This window comes from Legionella sp., assembly GCF_965140895.1.
Lineage (GTDB): Bacteria > Pseudomonadota > Gammaproteobacteria > Legionellales > Legionellaceae > Legionella.
This window is the reverse complement of record NZ_CBCSKT010000019.1, coordinates 72,619-84,308: the sequence shown is the minus strand read 5'-3', so window position 1 is coordinate 84,308 and position 11,690 is coordinate 72,619. Positions and strand designations below refer to the sequence as shown.

Genomic DNA, 11,690 nt, shown 5'->3' with positions numbered 1-11,690 from the left:
CCCGGTTTGGGAATTGGTTGGAACAAGGGGCTAGTGATGAAAAACACGCTCCGCTCTGGCCAATGATTTGCGGGCTTTATGATTTGTATAAGGTATTGTTAGCTACGCGTAAAACTCGTGGTGCCATGGATTTTGAAACGACTGAAACACGTATTGAATTTGATGAAAATAAAAAAATTAAATGTATTGTTCCCGTGATTCGTAACGATGCGCATAAATTAATTGAAGAATGCATGTTAGCGGCCAATGTGGCTACAGCGCGTTTCCTTGAACGTGCGGAAATTCCTACTTTATACCGAGTGCATGCTGCTCCCGAAGAAGACAAAATTACCGCGTTAAGGCAATTTTTAGGGGAGTTGGGATTACAGTTAACTGGGGGTAAAAAGCCAGGACCCAAAGATTTCCAACGCACCATGAATGCCATCGTTGATAGACCCGATAGACATTTGATTGAGACGGTGATGTTGCGCTCTTTAAAGCAAGCGCAATATGTTGAAGCGAATGAGGGGCATTTTGGACTTGCCTATTCGGCTTATACCCATTTTACCTCGCCTATTCGTCGTTATCCGGATTTATTAATTCATCGTGCGATAGGGCATCTCTTGGATAACCTGCCAGTTCCTGCGTTTGGCTATTCACATGATGATATGAATCGTTTAGGCAAACACTCCTCGATGACAGAGCGTCGTGCTGATGACGCAACTCGTGAAGTGGTTTCCTGGCTTAAATGTGAATACATGCAAGATAAGCTGGGACAAGTTTTTAATGGCCGTATTTCTGCGGTTACCAGTTTTGGAATTTTTGTTGAGTTAGATGAAATTTTTGTTGAAGGTTTGGTGCATGTTACTTCACTGAAGAATGATTATTATACTTTTGACGCCGTAAAACATCGACTTATTGGTACTCGAGGTGGCCAGGTATATCGTTTGGGCGATAAAATGACCGTTTTAGTTGCTCGAGTTGATTTAGATGAACGTAAAATCGATTTTGAGCCAGTTGTAGAGGACAGCAAAAGTCATGAGTGAGCAATTTATTTATGGGGTGCACGCCGTTTCTGCTTTATTAGCTAATCCACACCGAGTTGTCCATAAGCTGTTTATTAGTCAGGAGCGTATGGATAAACGCGTGCAGGATTTATTAGATAAAGCCATACATGCAAAAATAAGTATTGAAAAGCTAAGCACACAGCAAATGAATCAGCGTTTTGCTGATTTTACCCATCAGGGGATAGTGGCTAGCGCTTCTGCATTGCCAGACTATAATGAGTCGCATCTTCTTCCCTTATTAGAGGCGAGCAAAAGTCCTGCTTTGATACTAATTCTGGATGGCGTTACCGATCCGCATAATCTTGGGGCCTGTTTACGTAGCGCTGATGCAACCGGCGTTGATTTTGTGGTTATTCCTAAAGACAAAAATGCCAGCATTACTCCGGTAGTGAGTAAAGTTGCCTGCGGTGCTGCTGAATCGGTGCCACTCGTGCGTGTTACTAACTTAGTGCGCAGTATGGAAATATTGAAAGAAAAAGGTGTCTGGATTTATGGCGCGGCTGGAGAGGCAACGCAATCACTCTACCAGACAGATTGCACTGGTATGATGGCGATCGTGATGGGGGCAGAGGGTGAAGGCTTACGCCGTTTAACCCGCGAACATTGCGATGGCTTATTTTCTTTACCGATGTTAGGCAGTGTTGACAGTTTAAATGTATCTGTAGCGACTGGTGTTTCTTTGTATGAAGTACTAAGACAAAGAACCGGGAGTAAGTCTTAATGAGCGATTTAAAAATTAAAGCCGCAAAAGCGGCTTTAGATTACATTGAAAATGATACGGTGGTTGGTGTTGGCACCGGCTCTACGGTGAATTTTTTTATTAAAGAGTTAGCACGCATCAAGCACAAAATCGATGCCTGTGTTGCCAGTTCCAAAGCTACCGAGGCGCGATTACGTGCGGAAGGCATTCCTGTGGTTGATTTAAACTCAGTGCAAGAGCTGCCGGTATATATTGATGGCGCTGATGAGGTGGTTCTTCATGGCGAAATGATTAAAGGCGGCGGCGGTGCGCATACCCGTGAGAAAATCGTTGCCGAAGTGGCTAAGAAGTTTATTTGCATTGTGGATGAGTCAAAGGTTGTCAAGCAACTAGGACAATTTCCACTGGCTGTGGAAGTGATTCCCCAGGCTCGCAGCATGGTTGCACGACATTTGGTGCAATTAGGTGGTGATCCAGAATATCGTGATGGTTTTGTTACTGATAATGGGAATATTATCCTCGATGTGTTTAATCTCAATTTTGATAATATGCCGGCGCTGGAAGATCGCTTAAATACCATTCCTGGCGTGGTCGAGAATGGCTTATTTGCTCATCGTTTAGCTGATGTTATTTTGGCTGCCTCGCACGAGGGGATAAAAAAATTAAAAGGGTGATGGTGTACCGTTAAACGCTCTCCTCCCAACCTACATACAGAAAAGATGAAAAAGAAGGTTTAAATAATTTAACTAACTAGGTTTTAGAATCATGGGTAAGTGCAAAGTTTTTGTAAATCGAATCCTCAATATGAAAAAAATCAAATTGATTGGTCTGGACATGGACCATACCTTGATTCGTTATCACTCCGAGAACTTTGAGTCTCTCGTGTACCAGTTAGTCAAAGAACAATTAGTAAAAACCAAACATTATCCAGAAGCAATTAAGAAGTTAAATTTTAATTACCATGATGCAATTCGTGGTTTAGTGGTTGACCGTAAAAACGGTAATATTTTAAAACTAAGTCGTTATGGGGCCATTAGACAAAGTTTTCATGGCACTAAATTAATTGATTTTTCTGAGCAACAGGAAATTTACCGCAGTACCTATGTGGATTTAGGCGATCCAAACTATATGGCAATCGACACCTCGTTTTCTATTGCTTTTTGTGTCCTCTATGGACAATTAGTGGAGCTTAAAGATACCTTAGGCGATGGTATGCCGAACTATCAAGAAATAGCCCACGATGTGCAAGCTTGTGTGGACAAAGTACATTCAGATGGCAGCCTAAAATCGATTATCAGCAAAAATCTGTCTACCTACGTAATTAAAGATCGCGCTTTGGTGGATGGTTTAAAACACTTCATTCATCATGGCAAAAGAATATTTATATTAACCAACTCGGAATATTCCTATACCAAGCTTCTTTTAGATTATGCAATCACCCCATTTCTCGATAAGGGAGAAAGTTGGGTGGATTTATTCGAGTTTGTGATTACCTTAGCCAATAAGCCACGGTTTTTTTACGATAACTTGCGCTTTTTAGCGGTAAATCAGGCTAATGGTGCTATGCATAATCTCATCGGCCCTATTGTCCCTGGTGTTTATCAGGGAGGTAATGCTAAGAAATTTACTGATGATTTACGAGTGCGTGAGGATGAAATTCTGTACATTGGTGATCATATCTACGGTGATATCCTCCGCCTGAAAAAAGATTGTAATTGGCGCACGGCTTTAGTTGTCGAAGAGTTAGGTGACGAGATTGACGCTCAAAAACGGTCTATGCCTATTGAGCGGCAAATTAGTGAAATAATGGAGGTAAAAAAGGATTTAGAATCTCACTACGTACACTTACATACACAAAGTATTGATGAAGGCTCGTCACAATATCAAAAAGAGTTACATGACTTACAGACGCAAATCAGCCGTCTGGACGCGCAACTGACCAAATTAATCAAAGAGCAGCAAGCCTTTTTCAATCCAAAATGGGAGCGAATCTTCCGTGCTGGTGCTGAGGAAAGCTATTTTGCCTATCAGGTAGATCGTTTTGCCTGTATCTATATGGAAAAGTTATCGGATTTATTGGAGTGCTCACCTATAACTTATTTCCGCGCCAATAGACGATTACTCGCCCATGATCTCGAGGCATAAGGGATTTATCGAGGCTTGATTTAGCCCGTATTATGCTGCGCTAATACGGGCTACCTCAGTGTTCACCATGTAGAATAAATAAATACCGTCATTGCCAACAAAGTGCAGCAATCCAGTATCGTACTCCTAACGAAGCATTGTCTGGATTGTTTTATCAAGCACGCGATGGCGAAATTTAGCCTCAATGGGCGGCATCCCAATTCTCCCCAGTGCCAATAGAAACCAGCAAAGGAACTGAGAGTTGCACCGCATGCTCCATCAAGTGACGAATCTTCTGCGAACAGGCTTCAACGTCTTGCTTCGCTACTTCAAACACCAATTCGTCATGCACCTGCATAATCATTTTGGCAGGTGGATTTACTTGACCATTTTGCCAGTCGGCAATGGAAATCATGGCTTTCTTAATAATATCTGCCGCAGTGCCTTGCATTGGTGCATTAATCGCTGTACGTTCAGCAGCCTTCTGGCGCATCATATTCCGTGTATTAATTTCTGGTAAATACAGTCGCCGTCCAAATAAGGTTTCCACATAGCCATTTTCATGAGCCTGTTGGCGAGTACGATTCATATACTCTAAAACTTTGGGGTAGCGATGAAAATAAGTATCAATATAACGCTGCGCGTCTTGACGCTCTACGCCAATTTGTTTAGCCAATCCAAATGCGGACATGCCATAAATCAAGCCAAAGTTCACCGCTTTAGCCCGACGGCGATATTCCAAGCTTACTTCCTGGCGGGGCACTTGGAAAATTTCAGCAGCAGTTGCTGTATGAATGTCCCAGCCATTGGCAAAAGCGGTAAGCAAGTTCTCATCCTGGGATAAATGCGCCATGATACGTAACTCAATTTGCGAGTAATCCGCTGCCAAAATGAGGTGTTCTGGAGGCGCAATAAATGCGGTACGGATTAAGCGGCCCTCTTCATTACGGATGGGAATATTCTGCAAATTAGGTTCGCTTGAAGAAAGACGCCCAGTTGCGGTTACTGCTTGATTATACGAGGTATGTACTCTGCCTGTTCCTGCATCAATCTTTTTAGGTAAGGCATCAATGTAAGTAGAAACCAATTTGCTTAAGCCACGGTATTCTAAAATAACTGCCGCCAAGCGATAGTCAAAAGCTAACTCTTGCAACACAGACTCTGCCGTTGAGGGTTGACCCGTTGGGGTTTTCGCAATCACAGGGAGCTTTTGCTCATTAAACAAAATCTCTTGCAATTGTTTGGGCGAATTCAAATTAAAAGGTCTGCCCGCAAGCTGTAACGCTTCTGCCTCTAGCTCTTGAATGCGTTCTTTGAGCCGTGTGCCGTGGTGTTTTAACATCGCAGCATCAATCAATACACCACGTAATTCCATATCCGCAAGTACCGTTACTAGCGGCATTTCAATGGTATTGAATACTTTTTGCAATGACGCTTCCATCATCGGGAATAACTTGTGGTGTAACTGAAGAGTGACATCGGCATCTTCTGCCGCATAATCGCCAGCTTCCTCAACCGGGATTTGGTCAAAACGTAATTGTTTGGCTCCTTTACCTGCGACGTCTTCAAAGGTAATGGTTTTATGCCCTAGGTATTTTAAGGATAAGGAATCCATGTCATGACGACCGGCACTGCTATTTAACACATAAGATTCAAGCATCGTATCGTAGGCGATGCCTTGCAGCTGGATACCGTGGTTTTTCAATACCGAGTAATCGTACTTAATATTTTGCCCTATTTTCTTAATTTTGGGATTTTCCAAAATAGGTTTTAACTGGGCTAACACCTCTTCTCGGTTTAATTGCGGACTGCCATCAGTGTGGGTAAAGGGGATGTATGCCGCTTTTTGCGGTTCAATAGCCAGCGATACGCCAACAATTTCTGCTTTCATAATATCGATATCCGTTGTTTCGGTATCGATGCAAAATTCTTGGCATTGTTCCAGCTGTTGCATCCAGGGAGCGAGCTGCTCCGTGGTGGTTATTAGCTCATGAGTTGTGTTATTTGCGTTCGTTTCTGTCGCTTGTTCGGGCTGACTGTCTTTGGACTCTAAGAGTTCTTTTAGCCAATTTTTGAATTCAAGATCGCGAACGAGTGCAACCAGCGATTCTTTAGTCACCGCTTTCGGTTTTAACTCATGGATGTTTAGGGGCAAGTTTAAATCGGTTTTAATGGTTACCAATTTTTTCGATAGGGGCAATTGTGGAATACTTGCGCGTAAATAATCGCCAATTTTTCCAGTGATTTGTTCCGCATTCTCCACTAAATTATCCAGGGTTTGATATTCAGTTAGCCACTTCACCGCCGTTTTGGGACCGCATTTAGTAACTCCAGGAATATTATCCGAGGTATCACCAACTAAGGTAAGATAATCGATGATCTGATCTGGTGCCACTCCAAATTTTTCTTTAACTCCACGTACATCCATAGTGGAATTGTTCATGGTATTTATCAGGCTAATATGTTCATTAACCAATTGCGCCATGTCTTTATCTCCGGTGGAAATTACTACCGGGATTTCTTGCTCAGTGGCTTGTTGCGCCAGGGTACCAATCACATCATCAGCTTCAACCCCCTCAATAATCAATAGGGGTAAACCCATTGCTTCTAATAATTGAATTAAGGGTTGGAATTGTGAGCTTAATTCTGGCGGCATCGGGGGGCGATTGGCTTTATATTCCGGATACCAGTCATCACGGAATGTTTTTCCTTTGGCATCAAAGACTACCGCCAACTCTTCCGGCTGATAATCTTTAATCAGTTTTTTAATCATATTGGCAACTCCATAGACTGCCCCAGTGGGCTGTCCTTTGGAGTTAGTTAAAGGGGGGAGCGCATGAAACGCGCGGAAAAAATAGGATGAGCCATCGATGAGAATTAATGGAGCCTTCATTATTTACTCTACCTCTAGCTTGGATAATTGGGCGCTTAGGCTGGCAACTTGTTCTGAAAGGGTTTTTATATTTTTACGGATTAACGGAATGCGATTAACTGCCAGCTCATGTTTTATAGCGATATCTTTGGGGCGTGCAGGGTTACCAAAATAGACCGTTCCTGCTTTGAGTTCTTTCTTAGGAGCCACACCGGAGCGAGCTCCTAAAACAACACCATCACCAATGGTTACGTGATCACTGACGCCTACGTTGGCGGCAAAAATTACGTGATTTCCGGTGGTACAACTGCCGGCTATGCCGGTAAAACCACAAAGAATATTGTGCTTACCTAATTTTACGGAATGGGCAACTTGCACTAAATTATCAATCTTTGTTCCTTCACCAATAACGGTAGCCCCCATGGTTGCGCGATCAATAGCGGTATTGGCGCCGATTTCTACATCATCATGAATAATTACTTTACCTATATGAGGCACTTTTAAGTGCTTGCCATCAACAAAGGTATAGCCAAAGCCATCAGAACCAATAACGGTGGATGCATGAATAATAACTCGCGAGCCGATTTGGCAGTGATCGTATACGGTGACATGGGAATGAATGGTCGTATTCGCACCAATAGTAACGCCATGACCAATATGTATGTGACTTTTGAGCACGCACTGATCGCCAATAACACTACCCGCTTCAATGTTAACATAAGGGCCTATGTAGACATCTGCTCCCAATTGCACGCCCTCACCAATAACGGCTGTAGGGTGCACTCCAGGCTGGATTTTCGGGGTTGGATGAAAATGATGGAGAAGAGCGATAAATGCTTTAAGTGGATGAGCTACTTGAATCACCGGCTTTTCAGCACTTTCCATACCTTTAGCTACCAATATTGCTGCAGCGGGAGATGCTTCTACGATTTTCAGGTTGTCAGTACTGTCAGCAAAAGCCAGGGTTCCAGGTGCAATATCATCAATAGGGGATAAGGCTGAAATCCGCAGTGAATCATCGCCGATGACGGTCCCTTGTACTAAACTTGCTATCTCATAAAGCGAAGCATTCATTTTATTGGCCTCTAAAATTTGCAAAATTGGCTGATTATATACTCCTTACGGTGTCTTTTCGAGTCTGTGTTGAAAAAGGCTACGGAGCCTCAAAACAGTGGCCAACTTGTGGAATGTCCTTTTGGTTTGTTAATGCGCGCTTAATAAGAATTTTGCATTGTTTGCCGTATTTTTGTATTTGTATTTGCTATCATGAACATAAAAAAATATTCCGCCTCATTTTTCATAAAAATCATAAAATAAATTCGCATAATATTTATCCATCGACTACACTGTATAATTATTGCGCAGTTCGTTTTTGGTATGTACTTGGTGTGTTTCTTTAAATAAATACATGTACATTTATGATCGTGAAACTATTTGTCATCTTAAAGAGCGATTTCTTTTAGATAAGGACATTGTTGTAAATCCTTGAATGTATGGCAATTTAGCTAAGCTAGTGGAGCTAAATTATGAGTAAGTCCTATCTAATAAAACCGCCTGTAAGCATTTTTAAAGAGTATGATATTCGCAATCCGATTGGCGAAGATTTGAATGAAAATACTTATTATACCTTAGGTGTTGCTATTGGTAGTGAACTACAGGAGTTATATGGATTACACACGCTACTGCTCTGTCGTGACAGTAGGCCGAGTAGCAATATGTTCGCAGATGCCTTAATTAAAGGCTTATTAGCCACGGGCACAAATGTTATTGATATTGGTTGTTTACCTACCCCAGTGCTGTATTTTGCGATGCATGATTTGCAATGCCAGTCAGGATTAATGATAACCGCGAGCCATAACCCTGCAGCTTATAATGGATTGAAAATTATTTTAGGAAAACAAAACTACCATGGTGAACGATTACGCTTATTGCATCAACGTATTTTGGACCAACGCTACTTGTTTGATGATACGGGGCGTGGACGAGTGGTGGAATATCCTGAAGAACAAGTGATTAATAAGTACATTCGTATGGTTAAAGCCAGTTTAAGAGCGATTAAGCCATTAAAAGTGATTATCGGTGGTGGTAATGGGGTTGCCTGCCGTCTCGCGCCACAATTATTAACCGCTTTAGGTTGTGAGGTTATTCCCCTTTGTGCAGAGGAACAATCAGCGCCATCCTCAGAGGAAAACCTAAGTGGCCTACGCTTGGCGGTTCAATCTCAACAAGCTAATTTGGGGCTTGCTTTTGATGGGGACGGCGATCGTCTGAGCGTTGTTGATAAAAATGGTTGTGTTATTGCTTCGGATTATTTGCTTTTGGCATTTGCTGATGCATTACTAAAAAAAGTGGCAAAACCAGCAATTGTTTGTGATGTGAAATGTACCCGCCACTTGGAGGATTATTTAAGTGCACATAATGGTCGAGCCATTATGGCCAAAACCGGTATGGCACATATTTTGGCAACAATGAGTGAACATCGGGCTGCCATTGGTGGTGAATTTTGTGGGCATTTTTATTTTTGCGATCGTTGGTTGCCGCATGATGATGGGCTTTATGCTGCGGCACGAGTATTGGAAATGCTAAGCGAGCAAACCAAAGATAGCCATCAATTTTTTGAGCAATTTCCCAAGTCATTAAGTACTGAGGAATTAAAAATTGGTATGACTGACGGATTAAAAGCGCAGTTTATGCAACAGGTTGTGTTACAAGCCCCTGATTATTTATCTGGGGAGTTAGTGCATATTGATGGGCTAAGAGCTAATTTAACCAATGCTTGGGGGCTTATTCGCCCATCCAATACCGGGCCTTATTTAACGGTGCGTTTTGAAGCCAAAACTTATGAGGCCATGCAAGATATTAAATGGATGTTTGGTCAATTAATTAATGCCATCAATCCCTTATTAGCCCTGCCTTTCTAATTGACCCCGCTGGGTTATTGGCGTAGTAATAAATGAGCAGAGCTTTAAATTTTTATAAGATTATTTAATTAATGTCTACCTTATTATTGAGTTCAGGCTGTTCAATGGCGGCAGATGGCCTGGAAACTCATTTTGTTCATGAAAAATTTACTCATCATCGTTAATATGCTTTTACTGGAGAAACAAAGCCTTGTGGTTTCATCGCCCACAACGAGCAATCAAGCTTTTGCAAAATATTTTCTGCCGTATTTCCAATAATGAATCCACTAATTCCTGTTCGTGCTACTGTGCCCATTACCAAAACATCGATTTCTTTTTCGGCGATCCAGGCGGGGATAAGTTCTGTAGGCTCACCTTTCAAATGATAAATTGTTGGATTTTCTTGCAGCTTGGCTTGCTTAATCAATTTATGCAAGGTTATATAATTGTTATTACCCTCTTGCTGCACCATCTCTTCAATGGCCTCCGCGGACATATCAATCCAGGCGCTATTGCGTAAAAATCCCTCTAAGGCGAATTCCCAGCAGGACAGAATGTTCGATTTTCCAGAGTAGAAGGTGACCAAATGCTGGGTCAATTTTAACAGATTACACGCTAGCTCCTGTTCCGATGTTTCCGCATTCTCTGGGGCAATAGCTACCGCGATTTGAACCGCTTTCGGGTGTTTTAAGGGGCGGTGTAGAAATAAAGTGCAGGGGCATTTACGTAATAAGGCCATATCTAAGGCCTTAAATCCTTTCGCGCCATGATCTTCAGCGGCTTTAATGACTAAATCATGTGTGTGGCGTAAAACATGTTGAATAATAGCGATACTCGGAGTTTTTTCCCAGACAACATCCACGGTGATGGATTTTTTATTGCCTGAGAGGTTTGCTGGGACCTTGGCAAGCGTTTTTTTGGCACTTTCTTTTAAAAAGGCTTCATATGAATCTTTATATTGTTCGAAGTCAGAAGAAAAAGGAGGACAGACAATAAGGAATCGTAAGCAGGCTTGATCATGCTCTGCTAATCGTATTGCCTCGGTTAAGGCTTCTGTTTCATTTTTAATACCATTACTTACAAAGAGGATATTACGAAATCGTTTCACAAGATGCTCCTTCCTGGGATGAATAATAAGCCTAGGATCTATTATTTATTATAGTATAAATAATAGATCTGCTATTTATTCTATACTCTTACGTAAGGACTTCTTTTCGAGGATACTTCTGTGTTTAAACGGATATTAGTTACTACAGATTTCTCTGCTCATTCACTCTACGCAATTCAACGTGCGGTTCAATTTGCAAATTCTGTTCGAGCGGAACTGCATTGTGTGCATGTAATCAATCAAGGCTGGATGGATGGAAGTGAGGCGGTAGAACAGGATTGGGTTCACAAAGCAGAGGAGGCCCATGAGCAGGAGTTAAAACAGCTCATATCTCCATACTCAATGCAATTTACGGTACTTGATGGACGTGTTCCCGATGAGATCATGATGTTTATTCAGGGGAATGCCATTGATATGGTCTTTATGGGGGCGCATGGAACCTACTATTTAAATGATTTTATTTTAGGCACGAATTCTGAGGTAGTACTCAAGCAATCCTCCATTCCCGTGCACTTGGTACGCCAGCCACCTGCTGCGGAGTATGCACGCATTTTAGTGTGTACGGATTTTTCGGATTCCAGTAAAAAAGCTATTGAGGTCGCTTATAAAGCGTATCCACAGGCTGAATTTTTAATATTGCACATCGCTGATGTGTGGTATGAGAAAATGGTTAAGCTGCATATGCACGATTCATTGCAAGATAAATTGCATAAATTCTTGGCCAGCTGTGCTGTGGACCCAAGTCATTTTTCAGTAAAGTTTATTGGTGGTTATCCAGCTAATGCCATCCCACAATTTGCCCCAGACTGGGGTGCTCATTTAGTGGTACTTGGCACGCGCGGCCATTCGGCATTACATTATGTGTTGATGGGGCGGGTGAGTGATCGTTTGGTGCGTGTTAATCCCACGGATATGTTGATTGTGCCTTAATCTAATTATT

The 11,690-nt window shown here is 42.1% G+C and carries 9 protein-coding genes; 6 read left to right on the top strand and 3 right to left on the bottom strand.

What is annotated here, in order from left to right; all coding sequences use genetic code 11:
- The 4 genes from ACQY7T_RS02720 to ACQY7T_RS02705 all read left to right on the top strand — a co-directional run.
- Positions 1-1,025, top strand: a 1,025-nt coding sequence (locus ACQY7T_RS02720) for a ribonuclease R family protein (RefSeq protein ID WP_428411179.1), incomplete at its 5' end; no start/stop codon positions are given.
- Positions 1,018-1,767 (top strand): 23S rRNA (guanosine(2251)-2'-O)-methyltransferase RlmB, encoded by a 750-nt coding sequence (gene rlmB, locus ACQY7T_RS02715; protein WP_428411178.1) that lies wholly within the window; start codon positions 1,018-1,020, stop codon positions 1,765-1,767. The genes ACQY7T_RS02720 and rlmB, both read left to right, overlap by 8 nt.
- Positions 1,767-2,420 (top strand): ribose-5-phosphate isomerase RpiA, encoded by a 654-nt coding sequence (gene rpiA / locus ACQY7T_RS02710; RefSeq protein WP_428411177.1) that lies wholly within the window; start codon positions 1,767-1,769, stop codon positions 2,418-2,420. Before rlmB ends, rpiA begins: the two co-directional genes overlap by 1 nt.
- A 91-nt stretch (positions 2,421-2,511) precedes the next feature.
- A complete protein-coding gene (locus ACQY7T_RS02705) occupies positions 2,512-3,891 on the top strand; it encodes an HAD-IG family 5'-nucleotidase (protein ID WP_428411176.1) in 1,380 nt (459 codons plus the stop codon).
- A 181-nt stretch (positions 3,892-4,072) separates the two neighbouring features.
- Here the strand turns inward: ACQY7T_RS02705 and polA are convergent, their stop codons facing one another.
- Both polA and lpxD read right to left on the bottom strand, forming a co-directional pair.
- Positions 4,073-6,763: a DNA polymerase I gene (gene polA / locus ACQY7T_RS02700; protein WP_428411175.1), complete on the bottom strand. Its 2,691-nt coding sequence runs from the start codon at positions 6,761-6,763 to the stop codon at positions 4,073-4,075.
- A gap of 3 nt (positions 6,764-6,766) precedes the next feature.
- Positions 6,767-7,816, bottom strand: coding sequence for a UDP-3-O-(3-hydroxymyristoyl)glucosamine N-acyltransferase (lpxD, locus tag ACQY7T_RS02695; protein ID WP_428411174.1), 1,050 nt, complete (start codon positions 7,814-7,816; stop codon positions 6,767-6,769).
- Positions 7,817-8,268: 452 nt separating this feature from the next.
- Between lpxD and ACQY7T_RS02690 the strand changes: the two genes are divergently transcribed.
- Complete coding sequence (locus ACQY7T_RS02690) at positions 8,269-9,663, top strand: phosphomannomutase/phosphoglucomutase (RefSeq protein ID WP_428411173.1); 1,395 nt, start codon at positions 8,269-8,271, stop codon at positions 9,661-9,663.
- A gap of 160 nt (positions 9,664-9,823) precedes the next feature.
- On the opposite strand, the gene ACQY7T_RS02685 is transcribed toward ACQY7T_RS02690, so the two are convergent.
- The gene (locus ACQY7T_RS02685; protein ID WP_428411172.1) at positions 9,824-10,750 is read right to left on the bottom strand and encodes a universal stress protein; all 927 of its coding nucleotides are present in this window, start codon (positions 10,748-10,750) and stop codon (positions 9,824-9,826) included.
- 120 nt (positions 10,751-10,870) lie between these two features.
- Between ACQY7T_RS02685 and ACQY7T_RS02680 the strand changes: the two genes are divergently transcribed.
- Complete coding sequence (locus ACQY7T_RS02680) at positions 10,871-11,680, top strand: universal stress protein (protein ID WP_428411171.1); 810 nt, start codon at positions 10,871-10,873, stop codon at positions 11,678-11,680.
- The last annotated feature ends 10 nt before the right edge of the window (positions 11,681-11,690 follow it).